The 19,911-nt window shown below is 31.7% G+C and carries 22 protein-coding genes; 6 read left to right on the top strand and 16 right to left on the bottom strand.

Features of this window, described 5'->3' with window-relative positions; all coding sequences use genetic code 11:
- Nucleotides 1–9: 9 nt before the first annotated feature.
- Together GQR95_RS15775 and GQR95_RS15770 are read right to left on the bottom strand one after the other, a co-directional pair.
- A complete protein-coding gene (locus GQR95_RS15775) occupies nt 10–1,245 on the bottom strand; it encodes a M48 family metallopeptidase (RefSeq protein WP_159024046.1) in 1,236 nt (411 codons plus the stop codon).
- A 27-nt stretch (nt 1,246–1,272) separates the two neighbouring features.
- Complete coding sequence (locus GQR95_RS15770) at nt 1,273–2,067, bottom strand: RNA methyltransferase (protein WP_159024045.1); 795 nt, start codon at nt 2,065–2,067, stop codon at nt 1,273–1,275.
- An 85-nt stretch (nt 2,068–2,152) separates the two neighbouring features.
- On the opposite strand from GQR95_RS15770, the gene GQR95_RS15765 reads away from it, so the two are divergent.
- Nucleotides 2,153–2,956 (top strand): DUF6503 family protein, encoded by an 804-nt coding sequence (locus tag GQR95_RS15765; protein WP_159024044.1) that lies wholly within the window; start codon nt 2,153–2,155, stop codon nt 2,954–2,956.
- Nucleotides 2,957–3,030: 74 nt separating this feature from the next.
- Here GQR95_RS15765 and GQR95_RS15760 read toward each other — a convergent pair whose 3' ends face one another.
- Nucleotides 3,031–4,098: a DUF3810 domain-containing protein gene (locus GQR95_RS15760; protein ID WP_159024043.1), complete on the bottom strand. Its 1,068-nt coding sequence runs from the start codon at nt 4,096–4,098 to the stop codon at nt 3,031–3,033.
- Between the two features lie 74 nt (nt 4,099–4,172).
- Here GQR95_RS15760 and GQR95_RS15755 point away from each other — a divergent pair, with 74 nt between their 5' ends.
- Entirely contained in the window at nt 4,173–5,633 is a 1,461-nt protein-coding gene (locus GQR95_RS15755) for an aminoacyl-histidine dipeptidase (RefSeq protein WP_159024042.1), read from the top strand.
- Between the two features lie 57 nt (nt 5,634–5,690).
- Here GQR95_RS15755 and GQR95_RS15750 read toward each other — a convergent pair whose 3' ends face one another.
- The 5 genes from GQR95_RS15750 to GQR95_RS15735 all read right to left on the bottom strand — a co-directional run bounded on the left by GQR95_RS15750 (nt 5,691) and on the right by GQR95_RS15735 (nt 9,792).
- Complete coding sequence (locus tag GQR95_RS15750; RefSeq protein WP_233266025.1) at nt 5,691–6,506, bottom strand: IS3 family transposase; 816 nt, start codon at nt 6,504–6,506, stop codon at nt 5,691–5,693.
- A 50-nt stretch (nt 6,507–6,556) separates the two neighbouring features.
- Nucleotides 6,557–6,991, bottom strand: a complete 435-nt coding sequence (locus GQR95_RS17155; RefSeq protein ID WP_199269618.1) for a hypothetical protein — start codon at nt 6,989–6,991, stop codon at nt 6,557–6,559.
- Between the two features lie 103 nt (nt 6,992–7,094).
- Nucleotides 7,095–8,231, bottom strand: coding sequence for a peptidylprolyl isomerase (locus tag GQR95_RS15745; RefSeq protein ID WP_159024041.1), 1,137 nt, complete (start codon nt 8,229–8,231; stop codon nt 7,095–7,097).
- Nucleotides 8,232–8,239: 8 nt separating this feature from the next.
- Nucleotides 8,240–8,779 (bottom strand): gliding motility-associated peptidyl-prolyl isomerase GldI, encoded by a 540-nt coding sequence (gene gldI, locus GQR95_RS15740; RefSeq protein WP_159024040.1) that lies wholly within the window; start codon nt 8,777–8,779, stop codon nt 8,240–8,242.
- Nucleotides 8,776–9,792: a bifunctional oligoribonuclease/PAP phosphatase NrnA gene (locus GQR95_RS15735; RefSeq protein ID WP_159024039.1), complete on the bottom strand. Its 1,017-nt coding sequence runs from the start codon at nt 9,790–9,792 to the stop codon at nt 8,776–8,778. The genes gldI and GQR95_RS15735 overlap by 4 nt, the downstream gene beginning before the upstream one ends.
- Nucleotides 9,793–9,879: 87 nt before the next feature.
- Between GQR95_RS15735 and GQR95_RS15730 the strand changes: the two genes are divergently transcribed.
- Entirely contained in the window at nt 9,880–10,299 is a 420-nt protein-coding gene (locus GQR95_RS15730; RefSeq protein WP_159024038.1) for a nucleoside-diphosphate kinase, read from the top strand.
- A 55-nt stretch (nt 10,300–10,354) separates the two neighbouring features.
- Here the strand turns inward: GQR95_RS15730 and GQR95_RS15725 are convergent, their stop codons facing one another.
- From GQR95_RS15725 to GQR95_RS15705, 5 genes are all read right to left on the bottom strand, one after another.
- Entirely contained in the window at nt 10,355–10,825 is a 471-nt protein-coding gene (locus GQR95_RS15725) for a hypothetical protein (protein WP_159024037.1), read from the bottom strand.
- On the bottom strand, nt 10,826–11,104 hold the full coding sequence (locus GQR95_RS15720; protein ID WP_159024036.1) for a DUF202 domain-containing protein: 279 nt from the start codon (nt 11,102–11,104) through the stop codon (nt 10,826–10,828).
- Between the two features lie 133 nt (nt 11,105–11,237).
- Nucleotides 11,238–12,083, bottom strand: coding sequence for a flagellar motor protein MotB (locus tag GQR95_RS15715; protein WP_159024035.1), 846 nt, complete (start codon nt 12,081–12,083; stop codon nt 11,238–11,240).
- An 87-nt stretch (nt 12,084–12,170) separates the two neighbouring features.
- A complete protein-coding gene (locus tag GQR95_RS15710; RefSeq protein ID WP_159024034.1) occupies nt 12,171–13,160 on the bottom strand; it encodes a glycosyltransferase family 2 protein in 990 nt (329 codons plus the stop codon).
- 6 nt (nt 13,161–13,166) lie between these two features.
- Entirely contained in the window at nt 13,167–13,613 is a 447-nt protein-coding gene (locus GQR95_RS15705; protein WP_159024033.1) for a type I restriction enzyme HsdR N-terminal domain-containing protein, read from the bottom strand.
- A gap of 93 nt (nt 13,614–13,706) precedes the next feature.
- Here GQR95_RS15705 and holA point away from each other — a divergent pair, with 93 nt between their 5' ends.
- Nucleotides 13,707–14,711 carry a DNA polymerase III subunit delta gene (holA, locus tag GQR95_RS15700; protein WP_159024032.1) on the top strand — a complete coding sequence of 335 codons (1,005 nt, stop codon included), beginning with the start codon at nt 13,707–13,709 and terminating at the stop codon, nt 14,709–14,711.
- A 189-nt stretch (nt 14,712–14,900) separates the two neighbouring features.
- Here holA and lnt read toward each other — a convergent pair whose 3' ends face one another.
- Together lnt and GQR95_RS15690 are read right to left on the bottom strand one after the other, a co-directional pair.
- Nucleotides 14,901–16,496 (bottom strand): apolipoprotein N-acyltransferase, encoded by a 1,596-nt coding sequence (gene lnt / locus GQR95_RS15695; protein ID WP_159024031.1) that lies wholly within the window; start codon nt 16,494–16,496, stop codon nt 14,901–14,903.
- A 42-nt stretch (nt 16,497–16,538) separates the two neighbouring features.
- Nucleotides 16,539–17,612, bottom strand: a complete 1,074-nt coding sequence (locus tag GQR95_RS15690; protein WP_233265951.1) for a PorV/PorQ family protein — start codon at nt 17,610–17,612, stop codon at nt 16,539–16,541.
- Between the two features lie 210 nt (nt 17,613–17,822).
- On the opposite strand from GQR95_RS15690, the gene GQR95_RS15685 reads away from it, so the two are divergent.
- Both GQR95_RS15685 and GQR95_RS15680 read left to right on the top strand, forming a co-directional pair.
- Nucleotides 17,823–18,587 (top strand): phosphatidylcholine/phosphatidylserine synthase, encoded by a 765-nt coding sequence (locus GQR95_RS15685; protein WP_370514512.1) that lies wholly within the window; start codon nt 17,823–17,825, stop codon nt 18,585–18,587.
- A 116-nt stretch (nt 18,588–18,703) separates the two neighbouring features.
- Nucleotides 18,704–19,168 (top strand): hypothetical protein, encoded by a 465-nt coding sequence (locus tag GQR95_RS15680; RefSeq protein WP_159024030.1) that lies wholly within the window; start codon nt 18,704–18,706, stop codon nt 19,166–19,168.
- Here GQR95_RS15680 and lptB read toward each other — a convergent pair.
- Entirely contained in the window at nt 19,157–19,897 is a 741-nt protein-coding gene (gene lptB / locus GQR95_RS15675) for an LPS export ABC transporter ATP-binding protein (protein ID WP_159024029.1), read from the bottom strand. The two genes, GQR95_RS15680 and lptB, sit on opposite strands and share 12 nt — an antisense overlap.
- Between the last annotated feature and the right edge of the window lie 14 nt (nt 19,898–19,911).

The following is a 19,911-nucleotide window of genomic DNA, read 5'->3' as shown; positions in this document are numbered from 1 at the left end:
CTTAAAGACTTATTTGCGTTTTAAATTCTTAATTCTACTAAACAAAGTAGGGTGAGAGTAGTGCATAAATACGTATGCTGGGTGCGGCGTTAAATTGCTTAAACTGGTTTTAGATAATTTTTTAAGTCCGCTAATTAAGTCTTTTGCATTGTGTGTATCTTTCGCATAATTGTCGGCCTGATATTCAAACTTACGGGAGAATATATTCATAATTAAACTTGTAAGCTCACTAATTGGACTGTATAATAATCCGAAAGCAATTAAACCCACATGAAAACTTGGAATTTCTACTCCAATAGCTTGAGATAATAACGGATTAGAAATAAATAAGGATAACACAAAAAGAGTTAATCCTGTTAATAATATAGAAGCAACTAAATTAAAAATAATGTGTTTCTTTTTATAGTGTCCAACTTCATGTGCTAGTACAGCAACAATTTCATCTTCGCTTAAATCGTTAATAAGTGTGTCGTAAAGTGTTACTCGTTTTTCGCTTCCAAATCCAGAGAAATATGCGTTTGCTTTAGTACTACGTTTAGAACCATCAATTACAAAAATGTTATCTAATTTAAAACCAACAGTTTTTGCGTATTCAGAAATTTTATCGCGTAAACTACCTTCTCCAAGCGGTGTTTGTTTATTAAATAAAGGAACAATTAGTTTGGCATAAAACATATTTAAAAACAAACTAAATACAGCAATTAAAGCCCAAGCATATAGCCAGAAATGTTTGCCAGAAATATCGTAAAACCAAATAATAAGTGCTAAAAGACCACCACCAATAATAGCTAACATAAGCCATCCCTTAATTTTATCTATTAAAAACGTAGTTTTAGTTGTTTTGTTAAACCCAAATTTTTCTTCAATTACAAATGTCTGGTAGTAAGCAAAAGGTGTTGTTAATATATCGCTTCCCATCATAATTATTCCAAAGAAAATTATGGCAATTAGTATAGGATTTTCACTAAAGCTTCTTGCAAAATTATCTACATATTCAAAACCATCTAATCCTAAAAAAGCCAATGTCAAGACAATTGAAAAAGTAGACGTTAAAACTCCGAACTTGTAATTTGTAGCTTTATAGCGTTGCGATTTTTTATACTCTTCTTCATCGTAAACATCTTCTAAATCTGAAGGTAAAGCATCATTAAAATGTTTTGCATTTAGGGTGTCAAGAACTTTATCGATTATAAAATCGATAAGAATTAAGACTATAATAATATAGAAAAGCGTTGTTGCTGTCATAATATAAAGGCGTAATAAATCTTAAAATTAAGCGAATTGGCGCTGGCGTTTTGCTTCGAAAACTAAAATTCCTGCAGCTACAGATACATTCATAGAATCTATTTCGCCTTGCATTGGTATAATAATATTTTGTGTAGCATGATCTCGCCATTCCTGACTTAATCCCGTTGCTTCTGTACCAACAACTAAAGCAGTCGCTGTTGTAAAATCTTGAGTGTGGTAGGGTTTAGAAGCTTGTAAGGCTGCACAAAAAATATTAATGTCTTTAGATTTTAAGAATGAAATAATATCTTCTGTAGTTCCAGAAGCGACTTGATTTGTAAAGACGCAACCTACACTAGAACGAATAATATTAGGATTATATAAATCTGTTTTCGGATTGGCGATAATAAATGCATCTGCGTTTGCAGCATCTGCAGTTCTTAATAAAGCACCAATATTTCCAGGTTTTTCAGGAGCTTCTGCAATTAAAATTAACGGATTGGGTTTGTCGAATACCAAGTCTGATAATTCTAAAGTTTTTGTTTTTGCTACTGCAAGCACGCCTTCAGTTGTATCACGATAGGCTAATTTTTGATATACATCTTTAGAAACTTGAATAATCTCTGTGTTAGAAGACGTTAACGTTTCAAGGTGTATGTTTTCAGCCAAATCCTTACAATATAAAAGGGTTTCAATCTCGTAATGTCCTTTTAGAGCTAGAGACAATTCACGTTGCCCTTCAATTATAAATAGTCCAGATTTCTTGCGGTCTCGAGACTTTTCTTTTAATTGAACTAATTGTTTGATGTAACTATTTTGAATGCTTGTGATCTCTTTCATAACCTAAAAAAAACAAAAGTAAATGTTTTAGATGTAATTAATGCCATTTCAATTCGTCAAAGGACATAAATCATTATAAAACACTATGAAAAATACGTTACTACTTTTAATAATCTTAGCTTTTGCTTCTTGTAAGCAATCTGCCGAAAAGAAAACGACAGAGCAGCAATCTACAGAGGACGTTGCAACTCCAAAAAAAGTATCTAAAAGCTATCCAGAAAATATTACAAAAGTATTTGAAGCTCATGGAGGTTTGGCTACTTGGAATGCTATGGAAACCTTAGAGTTTACAATGCAAAAACCAGACGGTGCAGAAATAACAACTACCGATTTAAAAAGTAGAAAAGCACATATTGAAATGCCAAATCACATTTTAGGTTTTAATGGGAAAGATGTGTGGTTGCAATCTAAGGATACTGTAGCTTACAAAGGAAAACCTAAGTTTTATTATAATTTAATGTTCTATTTCTATGCCATGCCTTTTGTGTTATCGGATGATGGTATTACATATAGTGAAGCAGAACCTTTACGTTTTGAAGGTGTAGAATATCCTGGAATTCAAATTTCTTATGGTGCAGAAGTTGGTTCGTCTCCAGATGATGAATACATTATATATTATGATGCTAAAACAAATGAAATGACTTGGTTAGCTTATACTATGACGTTTTTTGCTAAAGAAAAAAGTAAAAAGTTCAACTATATAAAATACGGGAATTGGCAAGATGTAAATGGTGTAAAATTACCAAAATCTATACAATGGTATAAAGTTGTAGATGGTAAACCTGTAGCGGTGAGAAACGAAGTTGAGTTTTCTAATGTGCAATTATCTAAACAGAAGAAAGATGCTTCGTTTTATAATGTTCCTGAAGGAGCAGAAACGATAGAGTAATCTTGTTATAAAGAATACCAATATATTTAAAATGTTAACAAAGCGTGTAATTTCGCTTTGTTAACATTTTTATTTTAAAGTAGATTTTTATGAAAATAATTTACTAAAAGCGCTACAACATAACTGTAACTTTCCATCCCACCTTGCTGATTGTTAGCCTTTAAATACGAGTTGTATGTAACCTTAAAAAGAGGTTCTAAAGGGTTTTGATAGCTTTCCCAAAACACACGTGTTTCTTCATAATTCTTCAACACACCTACATTTACTTTTTTAATATAGATTTCGTATTGCTTTGGATCTCTTCTGTAAATTTCATTTAGACAATGGCGTAATCCAAAGGCGTAACCAGAATATTTCATGTAAATATCGTCGTTATTTATAGTGGCTAAACAGCCAATAAAATTAGCCTCGTTTTCTGCAGCATAACCTAATTGATGTGCCATTTCGTGTGCAGCTGTTGTTGGGAATTTATAGGTAGGAATTAAATAATCTACCTGAGCTTCATTTGTTAACGGATTTAAATATCCGCTAAATCCCATGTATGTAAGCGGAACGCTAAATAATGATTTTTTAATACTTCGCGGATGATATTTTAAATGCGGATATTGAGCTTCTAGGTTTTTATAACCAGCCTCAGAACGTTTCATAATTTCCGATTTACTATATGGCATTTCTACTTTTATAGTATCATTTTTTGTAATTTCAGACTGAAGTGTATTCGTTTTATCAATTAGTAAATCTGTTATTTTAAAAAGTTGTTCTGTAGTATAATCTGCTTCTAAATTTAAATTTTTATGAAGCGGTAATCTGTAGTAATTCATGCCCCAAAACAAATGAAAGGCAAAATAGATTAAAGTTACTGTAGATAAAATATCAATAAGCCAAAACTGAGTATCTGTTAAAAACCGTTTTCTATTTACAATTAACCATCTTATCATGTAAATCACAGCAAAAGCATAGACAAAGTCTCCAAACGAAAAGGGAATCCATCCCAAACCGTAACGTAAACTTTTAGAAATAATAGGATAAATACCATTACTGTAATACTGTTCTATAAATTCAGGATAATGAGATAAGAATTTCACTAAGAAATATACAGGAATTAGCGAAAACGCTAGATATGATTTTGGGTTTTTATGCATGCTTCAAAAATAAGTAAATGTTTGTAATAGGTGGTTGCTAATATGTACCTTTGTGTAACATTTAAAACGAAATTATGAATTCAGAAATAAGAGCGCTAGAACCGAAGGTACTTTGGAACAAGTTTGCAGACTTAAACGCTGTCCCGAGGGCCTCGAAAAAAGAAGAGCAAGTTATTGCCTTTATGAAAGATTTTGGAACGTCTTTAGGATTGGAAACTATTGAAGATGAAGTAGGAAATGTAATTATTAAAAAACCTGCTAGTGCTGGAATGGAAGGAAAAGCACCTATTGTAATGCAATCGCATTTAGATATGGTACACCAGAAAAATAGCAGTACTGTTTTCGATTTTGCAACGCAAGGTATCGAGATGTACGTAGATGGTGATTGGGTACGTGCAAAAGGAACAACACTTGGTGCAGATAATGGTTTAGGAGTGGCTACAATTATGGCTATTCTAGAAAGTACAGACATTGCTCATCCGCCTTTAGAAGCTTTGTTTACTATTGATGAAGAAACTGGGATGACAGGTGCTCAAGGTTTAAAAGGAGGTGTTTTAGAAGGAAACATTCTTTTAAATTTAGATACAGAAGAAGATGATGAAATTGGCGTTGGTTGTGCTGGTGGAATTGATGTTACTGCAACAAGAACATACGAAGAAGAAGAAACTCCTGAATTTAAATTAGGATATAAAATTACGGTTAATGGCCTTCAAGGAGGACATTCTGGAATGGAAATTCACTGTGGTTTTGGAAATTCTAATAAGATTTTAAATCGTTTATTATTTGATGGTTTTGAAAACTTCGGGTTACGTATTTCTGAAATTGATGGTGGTAGTTTACGTAATGCTATCCCTAGAGAAAGTCATGCCATTGTAGCTATAGATGCTGTACATCAAGCCGCTTTTGAATTAGAGATGAAACTACAAACATCTACAATTCAGGAAGAATTAAAAACAATGGAACCAGATTTAAATGTAACTGTAGAAACTGTAGAATTACCTGAAAAAATTATGGATTTAGGTGTTCAAGAAGGATTTACACGTGCTTTATATGCTGCTTTTAATGGTGTATTCCGTATGAGTGCAGATATTCCAGAATTGGTAGAAACGTCTAATAATGTTGCTCGTGTTTTAGTGAAAGACGGACATATAAAAGTAGGGTGTTTAACGCGTTCTTCTGTAGAAAGTTCTAAATGGGATTTAGCAAATGCATTAAGATCTACATTTGAATTAACAGGATGTGAAGTTGCTTGTACAGGCGATTATCCTGGTTGGGCTCCAAATATGGACTCTTCTATATTAAAAGTGTTAGATGCTACTTACGAAAGAATGCATGGCGAAAAAGCACATGTAGCTGCTTGTCACGCAGGATTAGAATGTGGTATTATTGGTTCTAATTATCCAGATATGGAAATGATTAGTTTTGGCCCGACCATTAAAGGAGCGCATTCTCCAGACGAACGTGCTTGTATTTCTTCAGTACAGAAATATTGGGAGTTTGTTCTTGAAATTTTAAAAGAGATTCCTAATAAATAGGAATGTTGTCTAGTCCTGAATAAACGATACAGATTATTAAAGGATTAAAAATATTAATTAAAGCTGAACAATCTTAAGATTGTTCAGCTTTTTTGATTTATACTGTTTTCTTTTTAATTTTTGTTGTTTATGCATCATATCAGGTGTTCGCATATGATTAGAAAAATGTGGTCTTAAACTATTGTAAATATTGACTGCATCTTTGATTATTAATTTCTTTGTTTCTATATCGGTATCGTAAGTTGCTATTGCAAATTCTTGTTTCAAAATACCATTTACACGCTCTGCGATAGCATTTTCATAAGGATCATATTTCTCTGTCATACTTGTAATAATATTTTTGTCTTTTAGCAAGTTCTGATAATCATTAGAACAATACTGCAAACCTCTGTCTGAGTGATGTATTAAAGATTGGTCTTTATAACTTCTTTTTCTTAGAGCCATTTCAAGAGCTCTAAGAGAACCTCCAACTTCAAGACTATTTGATATGTCATAGCCCATTATTTTTTTTGAATATGCATCTGTAACTAAAGCAAGGTAAGACGGATTTTTTCTATTCCCAGTGTAGGTGATATCGCTTACCCAAACCTGTTCTGGACGATTAAATTCTATCTCATTAATTTTATTCTTATGCTTTCTAAATCTATGATGAGAGTCAGTTGTTATATGATAACTCTTTTTAGGTTTTATAACCATGTGGTTTGCTTTGAGTATTCTAAACAACTTATCTCTACCTACATGTACTTTGCTTAATTCATTTTTAAGTATATAATATAATTTTCTTGTGCCTAGCCTTGGCATTAAATTCCTAACAGAACGTACCATAGCTATAACTTGTTTTGCTAAGCTTTGCTTATGCTTTTTGGATTTTATAGCTCTGTAATAAACCTGTCTATTTACCCCGAGTAATTCACAGGAAGAGATTATGGTCTCTTTTTGGTCTTCTTTGAAGTTTTTGATAACTCGGGTTTGTAATTTTTTCTGATTTCGATATCATATTCCTTTTCAGCCATATCTACGAGCATATCAAAAATTATAACCTTCTTATCTGCACGTTCAGCAAGGTGTTCTGCTCTTGCCTTTTGCTTTTCTAGAAGTTTAACCTTAGCTTCTAATTCGAGTATTTTTTGTTCTGGAGTTTTTGACATCGTTTTTGGAGATTGGTGTTCCCAATCAAAGTTACCATATTTTTGCAACCATTTGGTTACTGTAGAATCTCCTTGGATGCCATATTTAAGCTTAGCTTGTGATTTTGTAAGAAGTCCAAGCTCTAATTCTTCAACTAATTTAAGTTTAAAAGAAAGAGAGTAGTCTTTTTGGGTACGCTTGGTATGCCCTAAATGGTCTGATGTTTTCATTACACTAAATTTTAGTGTATCGCTATTTCAGGACGGGACATGTATATAAATAAAAAAGCCGCTATAATTAGCGGCTTTTTTTATGTGTAAATGTGAAATGTTTTTATTGTTTTTCTGCAATACCAACGATTTCTAAATCGAAAATTAGATTTGAGTTTGGCTTAATTACATTACCGGCACCTCGTTCTCCATAAGCTAAAGCAGAAGGAATATAAACTCTAACTTTATCTCCAATATTCATGTTTAACATGGCTTCTCTAAATCCTGGGATTAGACCAGCAGTTTCATTATAAATCATTGGGAATGGTTTGTAACCACCTTGTTGATCTCTTTGTGGATTATATACTCCGTATTCTTTAGCAACTTCTACATAATTAGAATCGAATAAAGAACCGTCTTCTAAATAACCTGCATAATTAATAAGTACATTGTCTGTAGATTCTGGTTTAACACCTGTCCCTTCACTAATTGTAGACATTCCTAAACCTGTAGGCGATGTTTTTACAGCAGCTCTTAAAGCTTTATCTTTTTCTAAGAAAGCCGCTTTAGCATCGTTTATTTTTTTGTCTGCTTCTTCTTTTTTACGTTCAATTTCAGCAAAACTATTCAAGAAAACAGCATTAGCATCAAACTTTTTAGCAGCAGCACCTTTTCTAATAATGTTTATCGTTTTAATAACAACATCTTCTAAAGGCTTATCTCTAGCATCTTTTTTTACATTAGAAATAGAATCTTGAACATCAAGACCTAAAACTAATTCACCAAAAACACTATGTCTGTCATCTAAATTAGGAGTTGGTATTTCTGTAATAAAAAACTGACTTCCGTTAGATCCAGGTCCAGCATTAGCCATAGATAAAATACCTGGTTTATTGTGTCTTAGAGAATCGTTAAATTCGTCTGGGAATTTATATCCTGGTCCGCCAGATCCTGTTCCTGTAGGATCTCCTGCTTGGATCATAAATCCATCAATAACACGGTGAAAAAGAATACCATCGTAGAATTTTTTTCCTTTGTAAATACTATCTACCATAGTATTTGTTCCTTCAGCAAGCGATACAAAGTTAGCTACTGTTACAGGTACTTTTTCGAACTCAAGGTTTGCAACCATAGTTCCTTTATTTGTAATAATTTCAGCATACATACCATCTCCTAAATCAGGATATTTGTCGTTGCAGGCTGTAAAACTTACCATTAGAGCAAGTAGTAAAAACTTAAAAGATTGTTTTAATAATGTCATTTGTGAAATTAATTTTCGATTATTGAATGAATTGTTACCTTACATATTAAAGGTGTATTGGTACTAATTTTATTTTGATCGCCATAATAGCCATAAGCTTTTGTAGAAGGGAATAAGAATGTAGCAGTTTCTCCTGCTTTCATTAACTTAAGACCTTCGCGTAAACCAGTAAACAAATCCTGTTTATCCATAATATATGTGTCTGGTTTGGTTTCTGCGTAGGTGTAAAGTACATCTCCGTTTATATTTTTAACATCATAATCGAAATGTACAATGTCTCCAAAAACTGGTTTAGGTAACGAGTCCGATTCTATTTTTGTGTTGTAAGTATACCAAAAACCATTTTGAGAGACTTCGTATTTCTGATCTGGATTTGCATCCATAATGTCTTGAAAGTGTGCCTTTTCGTTTTCGTATAATTTAATGTTACGTGCTACAGATTCCTCTATATACGAACCACCTTTTACAGATATTGGTCGTCTGGCTTCTGGAGATTTACAGCTTATAATACTGAAAATAACCAAACAACATAAACCTAATTTTTTCATGCAGTTAATTCCTTTTTATGGCTTGGTAAGATACTAATAAATTTTTCAACAGTTTCACTTAAACTTAAATCGCTTTTTCCTCCAGCAGCATTGGTATGTCCGCCACCTTCAAAATATTGTCTAGAAAATTCGTTCACAGAGAAATCGCCTTTAGAGCGTAAAGATATTTTAATAATATTTTCCTTTTTGTGTTCAATAAAAATTGCCGCAAAAATAATATTGTTTAGCGATAAACCATAATTTACAAAACCTTCTGTATCTCCTTTTTTAAAGTCGAAACTATTTAACTCGTCTTGCGACAGTGTAATAAAAGCAGTGCGTAACTCTGGAATGACTTTTAAATTACTTAGAGCACAACCTAAAAGCTGAAGTTTTTCGTAACTATTAGTATCGTAAATATTATTATGAATTTGGGCATTATTTGCACCAGCTTCAATAAGTTTACCTATAATAAAGTGTGTTTTACTTGTTGTAGAAGGAAACCTGAAAGACCCTGTGTCTGTCATAATTCCTGTATATAAACAGGTTGCAATGTCTGAAGTTATTTTGTTTTCATCTCCTAACATTTCTATAAACCTGTAAACCATTTCGCAAGTCGAACTCATGCTTACATCCGAAAACATATATTTAGCATAATCGTCTGGTTGTTGGTGGTGGTCTATCATTAACTTAGTTGCTTCACTTTCTTTAATTACATCTCCCATGGCTCCAACACGATGTAGAGCATTAAAATCTAGGGTAAAAATAAGATCTGCTTTAAGCAATAATGCATTGCATTGTTTTGTATGAGAATCGTGTTTTAAGACTGTATCATCTCCTGGTAACCATTTTAAAAAGTCAGGATAGTCGTTAGGAGAGATTACTAAAACCTCATGATTGTACATTTTTAAATAATGATACAGTGCTAGGGTAGAGCCCATAGCATCGCCATCAGGATTTTTATGAGGTACAATAATAATCTGTTTTGGTGAGCTTAAAAGTGCTTGTATTTGGGTGATTTCTGCTGTTGTCATAAGAGGCGAAGATACAATTTTTTAATGTGTGTTTATATTGTATTTACTAAGAAATGCATTACTTTTGAGCCAAATTTAAAAAAACAAATGGCAACAAATAGAACATTTACAATGCTTAAGCCAGATGCGGTTGAAAACGGACACATTGGCGCAATTTTAGAAAAAATCAACGCTTCAGGATTTAGAATCGTTGCATTGAAATTAACGCAAATGACCATTGCAGACGCTCAAGCATTTTATGCAATACATAACGAGAGACCTTTTTTTAATGAATTAGTAGACTTTATGACACGTGGACCTATCGTTGCTGCTATTCTTGAAAAAGAAAATGCAGTTGAAGACTTTAGAACACTTATTGGTGCAACTAATCCAGCAGAAGCTGCAGAAGGAACAATACGTAAATTGTTTGCTGCTTCAATAGGAGAAAATGCTGTTCACGGGAGTGATAGTGATGAAAATGCTGCAATTGAAGGTGCTTTTCATTTCTCAGGAAGAGAAATGTTTTAGATCTTTTTTTCTTAAAATATATAAAAAGCCTGTAAATGTATTTACAGGCTTTTTTTTATAATTTATCGAGTTCTAATTGATAATCGTATTGTAAATCTTCGTGTAAAGTAGAAATACTTTTCTTTATACTTTCTATTGTTCTGTTGTATAAACCCATTAGCGTAACGTTATTTTTTATAGACGGTTTAAACGCTTTTAATTCCGCACAAAAAAACAATAACAATTCTACTTCTGTTTCTTTCTTACCGGAATATCTAGCATAAGTTTTAAGTTGTCTTAAAATTTTACGCACACTCTTTTTAATGTAAAAAAAACTATTTGTATTAATGGTTTTAAATTGTTCTGAAGCTTCTAGTTTAATCTGATTTATGTAATCTGCTTCGTTATAAGATTCGAACAATAAATAGGTGAGGAGCTCTTTGTTTTCTTTTTTAAATTTAGATAAACGTAAGCATAACTCCATAAGTTCTGCATGCGTCTGATCTTGTAATTCTACTTTTATGGCTCTTACTGTAGCTGCTTTCATTTAAACGTTATAATGATCTCGTATTATGTTACGAACTTTTATTAATCTATAAACTCCTATGGCTAATACAATTGGAGCTATAATTAATAATAAAACCCCAAACCATTCCATACGTACAAACATATGCATTTTTATAATGGTTAATCCTGTTCCTAGAAACACCATAAAGGTTCTAAAATAAGCTAAAAAGGTACGTTCGTTTGCCAATTTAGTGCGTTCTATCGCTAACCAATCTCTAGTAATTAAAGCAGGAGGTGTTTTCTTGGTGTTTTTGTCCATGTTATTGGTGCTTATTTTTCGGTTTCGAAAATAAAGATAATATAAGGGATACTTCTAATTTAATTTAAAAAAAGAAGATAAAAAAAAGCCCAATCGTTAGATTGAGCTTTTAAATATATTATGTGAGAATCAATTATTTTTGATCTGCTTCTACCATATTTTTCATTTCCTTTTCAACCATTTCGTAGAATTGGTCAATTTTAGGAAGTACAACAATACGAGTACGTCTGTTTGTTGCTCTGTTTTCAGCAGTATCATTATCTACTAATGGTACATAGTGACTTCTACCAGCTGCAATTAATTGTGCAGGATTAACATCTAAGTCTTGTAATACTCTTACAACAGAAGTTGCACGTTTTACACTTAAATCCCAGTTGTCTTGAATAATACCACCTTTTTTGTAAGGTACGTTATCTGTATGTCCTTCAACCATAGCTTCAAAGTCTGGTTTGCTATTAATAACTTTAGCAACCTTTCCTAATACGCTTTTAGCTTTATCTGTTACAATATAACTTCCACTTTTAAATAATAATTTATCTGCGATAGAAATAAATACAACACCTTTTTCAACATTAATTTCAATGTCAGGATCGTTTATACCTACTTCTTTCTTTAAACTAGTAACTACAGCTAAAGTAACACTGTCTTTTCTAGTTAATGCATCTTGTAATCTTGTAATCTTAAGATCTTTTTCTTTTAAACTTTCTAAAGATTTTTCTAAGTTTTCAGCACCTTTTTGAGTTAGTGTTGTTAAGTTACCTTTAGTATCAATTAAATCTGTGATTTGATCTTTTAAAGCTTCAGCTCTTGCGGTTGCAGCAGCTTTTTCAGTTAAACAACTATTTAGTTTAACCGTTGCGGTATTTAATAAATCTTCAGTTTCTTGTTGTTTTGCTTCTAAAGCTGTATAATCTTTTTTAGATACACATGACGATAAAAGGAGTAAAGCAGCAGCACTGCTTAAAATTAGTTTCTTCATAATAATTTTTAAATTACATTTAAACATATCAAAAATATGAAAAAAAAGATGTTAAAATAGGGTTTAACAAAACTTTTGCTAACTATTTTATAAATCGTTGAACTTTTGTTTCTTTTTTAGGAAATAATCCCACACAATAGATCTTGTTTTGTAATAATTAGCCGTCTTTACTAGCTTCTTTCTTTGTTTAATTAATCTTGATAGTTGACTATAGAAACTAAAATGTGCTCGGATTATTGCAAAGAAATGCTTAAATTTTAATTGAAATAAAAACTGTATTCCGGCTAAGCCATCTAAAACCATTCTACTGAAGATGATAACCAATATATTGCCTCCTGCATTTTTTACTAAAGTGAATAAATTGTTCCTGAAATTTAAATACGTTTTTTGTGGATTTGATGCATTTAAGGTTGCACCTCCAACATGATATACTACGGAATCTGGGATGCATTTTATATTAAAATCTAAATTTTTTGTACGCCAACACAAATCAATCTCTTCCATGTGTGCAAAAAAAGCTTCATCAAACCCGTTTAATGTTTTAAAAACATCTAATCTTATAAATAAACAAGCTCCTGTTGCCCAAAAAATATCTAAGTTGGTATTGTATTGACCGTTGTCTTTTTCTAAAGTACTAAAAATACGTCCGCGACAAAACGGATAACCATATTTATCTATAAATCCACCTGCAGCTCCTGCATATTCAAAATAATCTTTGTTTTTATAGTCTAAGATTTTAGGTTGAACAATAGCCGTTTTGGGATTTTGATTAAAAGCCGATTTAATAGGCGTAAGCCAATTGGCTGTAACTTCGATGTCGCTATTTAGTAAACAAACAATATCTGCTATTATATGTTTTAACCCGTCGTTATAACCTTTAGCATAACCTCCGTTTTCAGTATTAAGAATAATATGTACAGAAGGAAATTGTTTTTTAAGAATGTTTACAGAATTATCCGTCGATGCATTATCAATAACATAAATATCGGCATCTTTAGAGTGTAAAATAACCGATGGCAAAAACTGTTCTAGCAATTTAGCTCCATTCCAATTTAATATAGCAATAGCAATTTTCATATACAATTATGCGTTGTAATTAGGGATGTCTTGTAAGAAATTATATTGTTCTGCATCAAAATCCATCTGACAATAATAATGATTTAATCCGTTTGTTACCATTAAATAACTAGCGTTAAGCGTTAAGTTGTAACGTGCAATTTGGTCGAATGTGGTTTGTGTAATTTTTATTTTTGGTGCTTTACATTCTACAATAACATGAATACTACCATCTGGATTAAAAATAACAATATCGTAGCGCTTGCGTAATTTGTTTACAATTAATTCTTTCTCGACATTTATTAAAGATTTTGGATAGCCTTTAACTTGTATTAAATAATGTACGCAATGTTGGCGTACCCATTCTTCGGGTTGAAGAATTACAAATTTTTTACGAATATCATCAAAAATAGAAATTTTATTTTCGCTATTTTTGAATCGAAATGAAAACTTCGGAAAGTTTAGTTCTTGCATTGTTAAGTCTTGAATTATTCAAAGGTAGATTTCAAAATTTAAAAACCAAATTCCGAGAGTGTATTTTTGGAATAATCCTAGATAGTTTACAGTTTGGACGAGATAAAACAATTAGTTGCAGATATTAATCAAAAGAAATTAAAACCTATTTATCTTTTAATGGGAGAGGAGACCTATTATATAGATAAACTTTCAGATTATATTGAGACACATGTTTTAAGTGAAGAAGAAAAAGGGTTTAACCAAATGGTGTTGTATGGTCGCGATGTCACTATAGAAGATATTGCTGGTCACGCAAAACGGTATCCTATGATGGCAGAATACCAAGTTATTATTGTTAAAGAAGCTCAAGATTTATCGCGTACTATAGATAAGTTGGCAGATTATGCTAAAAACCCGCAACCGTCTACCATATTAGTTTTAAATTATAAATATAAAACGGTAGATAAACGTAAGGTTGTTTATAAAGCCATTAAAAAAGCAGGAGTTGTTTTTGAAAGTAAGAAGCTTTATGAAAACCAAGTAGCCGATTGGATTCGTCGTACTTTAGCTTCTAAATCGTATACTATTACACCTAAAGCTTCACAAATGTTAGTGGAATTTTTAGGTGACAACTTAAGTAAAATTAATAATGAGTTAGAGAAACTTCAGATAATTTTACCAAAAGATAGCCAGATTACTCCCGAACATATTGAAGAAAATATTGGTATTAGTAAAGACTACAATAATTTTGAATTACGTAAAGCTATAGGCGCGAAAGATGTTTTAAAGGCACAACGTATTGTAAAATATTTTGCCGAAAACCCTAAAGATAATCCAATGGTAGTAACGGTGTCTTTAGTTTTTAGTTTCTTTTCTCAGTTATTAAATATACATGGTTTGCCAGACAGAAACCCTAGAAATATTGCTAAAGCAGTTGGTATTAATCCTTATTTTGTAAACGAGTATTTAACGGCAGTCGCAAATTATCCTATGAGAAAAGTAAGTGCTAATATTTCAATACTTCGTGAGTTTGATGTAAAAAGCAAAGGTGTGGGCTCTAACGCTGTACCGCAAGGGGATTTACTAAAAGAACTTTTGGTACTACTTATGTCCTAATATTTTAAAAAGTAGTTGATTTTATTAAATGTTACTTTTACATATTATGTAGTTAAGCTGAATTTGTTTCAGCCTCATATAAGAATAAAAGTGACTTTTTTAGACTCTTAAATAGAGCTTAAAAAGAGATGTAGAATTGTAAAATAGTATCCTATTGCTAATAGTTTTACATTATTAAAATCAATTTTATTATACTCTTTTCTTTCTAAAAAATGTAATTAAAAATAATCCAAGCGCTATAAACATACTTATTCTAGCAATATAATCGCCAGCCGTTACATAAAACGTCTTGTTTGTATTTACAGGAATATTGGCTTTTAAAGCACCTTGTTTATTATATTCTAACGTTTTTATAAGGTCTCCTTTAGGGCTAATAAAAGCAGAAATACCAGTATTGGCACTTCTTGTAATAGCACGCCGTGTTTCTATAGCTCGTAATCTTGCGTAACTTAAATGTTGTTTGTGTCCTTGTGTATTTCCCCACCATGCATCATTTGTCATAATAGCTAACACGTTAGCACCATTTCTTACATAACCCGTTACAAATTCACCGTAAACAGACTCGTAACAAATTACAGGAGCGACCTTGTAATCTGTATTTTTTATTTTAAAAGCAGAACGTTCTTTTTGTGTTGTTTTCATGGCAACAGTACCACCAAGATCTAACATAGCATCTCCAATTAAAGGTTTTAAAACACTTTGGTAAGGAAAGTTTTCTACGCCAACAACAAGTTTTGATTTATGATAAATTAAAGGTTCTTTATCCGAATTAATTAAGGCTGCAGAGTTAAAATAATCGACCCATAAATGATCGTTATATTTATTAGATGTTGGAAGAATATCTGCTTTATTGGTATGCTTATCATAGAATTGTAAGCCCAATAAATAATTTAAATTCGGATAGTTGTACACAAATGCTTTCGCTTGAAAGAATTCCGGACTAGTATTAAAACTAGGTAAATCTACACCATAGTTTTCGGCTAAAACAGTTTCTGGTGTTACCAATAAATTGGTTTTAGCTGTAATACTTTTTTCGGCTAGTTTTTGTAATAAATTTCCAACTTGTTTATTGGTAGCATTATATTTTTGACTGTAAGGATCGATGTTAGGTTGAAGTACAACAGCTTCAATAGTATTGGTTTCTGGAGTGTATGTGTAATATCGTACAATAGATATTGCAATAGGAATACAAATTAAAGCGGTAGTTTGAATTGCAGCGCGTTTTAAAATGCTTTTATCCGAAAATGTAAAGAATGTTAAAAGTGCTTTAAAAAGAATAACATTTACTAACCAAATCCAGAGTGTACCTCCAAAAGTTCCTGTGTATTCGTACCATTGAATCCATTTAGGATGTTCGGAAAATGCATTTCCTAAATTTAACCAAGGCCAAGAAAATTCCCAACCTAAATGTAGTTTCTCAAAACAAATCCATAGAGTAATTAAAAAGCAAAGCGATTTGTTAATTGTAGTGCGTTTGGAAACAGCTTGATAAATTAAAATAAGAAAAGCCATTAATAAACTGTTTACAAGTATAGCAAAGCAAGCCCCAAAAATGTCGGCATATTGTAACCAATTTGTGGTGATGTAATTCCAGATAAAGAAGGATAAATAAGATAAACCAAACAAACGCCAGCCTTTATACTTTAATGTTTTATCTTCTTTAATATCATTTGCAACGTAAAGTAAAGGAATAAAAGCAACAAATAATAAGACAGGAAAACCGTAAGTTGGCCAGCCAAGGCCTAATAATAATCCTGTTGCAAGGGCTAATAGGAAGTGTTTCACAGCGTAAAAACTAAATTTAAAAGGATATATTTATCCTATAGATTATTGTCTAAAGATACTAAAATCCAATTTTAAAGAAAACACATTCGAATATAATGCGACACTTTGATCGCCAATGTCTGTAAATGCGTAATCTACCTGAATACCGTTGTATTTAAAACCAACACCAAAACTAGGCTGGAAGCTAACTTGTGTAGTATTATCAAGTTGTAATTCGTTCTGAAAATTACCTATTCCGCCACGTAAATATACCATGCTTAAATAGCCAAATTCAAAACCAAAAGAAGGATTTATACTTAAAGAACTTGTTGAAATAATATCGTTATTTTCTTCGAAACGCATTTGTAAATCTATTGCTGTTTCTAAAGAATAATCGTAATTAAAGTTGAATTGTTTCGAAATTCCTAATTGTAATTTAGGAATTGTAATTTCGGTTGTTTCTGGTAATTCTTGATTTTGGTCGCCAATGGCATTTTGTATGGTCTGGAATTTATCCTCATCAATTTGCCAGGCATTAAAAGTAGTTGTAATATCTCTAGCCATTAATCCGAATTTCCAAGAGTCTGTGTGATATTGAATTCCTACATCTAAACCAAATCCCCAAGAATTAGCAAATTCACCTATAATTCGTCTTATTACTTTCGCATTTACACCATAAGTAAGACCTTCTACAAAAGTTGGTCTTCTAGAGTAAGAAAAGGTTACGCCATAATCTGCAGTAGAAAATAACTGAATTCTATCGTAGTTAATGTTTCCATCGTCGTCTATTAATTGGGTGGTATCTAAAATGTCATCAACTCCAAAACGAATTAACGATATTGCCATGGCACTTTGGTTATCTATTGGCATGGCATAAGCCGCATAGTCATAATTGGCAATGTTGGCAAAGTAACTGGAATGCATTAAAGCAAGCTGATTGTCTTCTAAATTAACCAAACCTGCAGGATTCCAATAGCCAGAATTTACATCGGCAGTTTGTGATGTCACAGAATTACTCATTCCCAATGCCGCAGCATCTACACCAATATTCATGAATTCGTTAGAGTATTTTCTTACAGTCTGACTAGAAACAGTAGCTGTTAGTAAAACGAAAAAAGTGGTGAATAATATCCTCAATGTTAATTTTTTTACAAATATGCAGATAATTTAATTGGGTTAAAACTTTATTTATCGCATTATGTGGCGTTAAATTCTATTTAAAAATTGTTTTGCCTATTCGGTAACTGAGTACTTAACTTAAAAAAGGTAAGCTTATTGTGTTATTTATACAAATGGTCTTGTTTAAGACCGTATTTCTTTAGTATTTTTACACAAACTAAATACAACATGTCGATTAAAAATTACATACCCAATGCGCTAACTTTATTAAACTTATTTTGTGGATGTATCGCCGTAGTTTTTGCAGTACATAATCATTTTATAGCAGCCGCAGCCTTTGTTTTTGGAGGTGTTTTTTTTGATTTCTTCGATGGCTTTGCTGCACGAAAACTTAAAGTATCTTCAGAACTCGGCTTACAATTAGATTCTCTCGCAGATATGGTTACTAGTGGTGTTGTGCCAGGAATAGTAATGTATAAATTACTTAGTCTAAGTATAGAAAGACCTGAATTAGTCACAGATGGAGGTTCGTGGAATGCTTTTTTTAGCGGAGAAGCTGTAATGCCTTCGTTTTTACCTCTTATTGGTTTTTTTATTACATTATCTTCTGCATATCGTCTTGCAAAATTTAATTTAGATGAAGAACAACAAGATTATTTTAAAGGATTACCAACACCAGCAAATACGTTATTAATTATTTCTTTACCATTAATTATGGAGTTACAACATAACGACATGATGAATGCTATAATTATGAATCAAGGCTTTTTAATTGCTTTAACCATAGCGAGTACTTTTTTATTAAACGCTCCTATTGTATTATTTGCTCTTAAGTTTAAAACATGGGATTTTAAACCTAATACAATACGTTATGTGTTCTTAATAATATGTGTGCTTTTACTTGTGTTTTTACAGTTTGCAGCAATACCATTAATTATTCTTGTTTACGTGGCAATGTCTATGTTAGATGTTGTTATTAAAGGAGAGTATTAGATTTTATTTATTAACGATTTATGAAATCTGATAGCAGTAAAAATGAACATATAATCTATAAAACGGAACAAAAAAAAATCAATTCTTTTTCTTTCTTGATTTTAATCCTTATTAGTTTGTTTACAATTTATTTAGCAAACACAATTAGTGGTAAAGTGATTACAGGTGCTATAATTTTGATAATTTCAATAGTTGGTTTTCTTAAAGCTTTTAATGAAAATACAATTGAAATAAAAGCTGATGGTATTGAATTAATTAAACCTTATACTTTTAAGGATATAAAACCAAAACATTTTAATTTTTCTGAAATACTGAGTTTAAAATATAACTGTGGTGGTTATAAGCAAGAAAGTGCTATTTATTTAAAAACAGATTTAAAATCTAATATTAAAGTTTTAATTCCAGACACATCATTCGAGTTTGGTTTTGTATTAAGATTTTTGAAAGAAAAAGGTATTAGTATTAATTTAGTTCATTCAGACCATGAATTACGTATGTATATCGATGGTCAAATTAAAGATTTTCCAATGACTAATAATACTGAAATAAAAACTAAAAAAGAATCTGATTTAAAAATCTAATTTCTTTTTACGCAGTTCGAAGTTCTGTCCTAAATATACTTTACGTACCATTTCGTCTTCGGCAAGTTCTTCAGGTTTTCCTGCCTTTAAAATACCACCTTCAAACATTAAGTAAGTTCTATCTGTAATGGCTAAGGTTTCTTGAACGTTGTGGTCTGTAATTAATATACCAATATTCTTTTTGGTAAGTTGCGCTACAATACGCTGAATATCTTCTACAGCAACAGGATCTACTCCTGCAAAAGGTTCATCTAATAAAATAAAATTAGGGTCTGTAGCAAGTGCTCGTGCAATTTCTGTACGTCTACGTTCTCCTCCAGATAATAAGTCGCCACGACTTTTACGAATGTGCCCTAAACTAAATTCTTCAATGAGCGATTCCATTTTCATGAGCTGCTCTTTTTTGCTCAGCTTAGTCAGTTGTAATACGCTTAAAATATTGTCTTCAATACTTAGTTTTCTAAATACAGAAGCTTCTTGTGCTAAATACCCAATACCGTTTTGTGCTCGTTTATACATTGGGTATTTTGTAATTTCTTGATTGTCTAAAAAAATAGTTCCGCCGTTAGGTTTTATTAAGCCAACAATCATGTAAAAAGATGTCGTTTTTCCGGCTCCATTAGGACCAAGTAAACCCACAATTTCCCCCTGATTAACCTCTAAAGAGACATCTTTCACAACTTTTCGTCCGTTATAGGACTTCATTAAATGTTCAGCTTTTAATTTCACGTTATGGTGTTTTT

The sequence above is a fragment of the Formosa sp. L2A11 genome, assembly GCF_009796865.1.
Taxonomy (GTDB): domain Bacteria; phylum Bacteroidota; class Bacteroidia; order Flavobacteriales; family Flavobacteriaceae; genus Formosa.
Note: the sequence above shows the minus strand (reverse complement) of the source record. Positions and strands in the feature narration are given on the sequence as shown.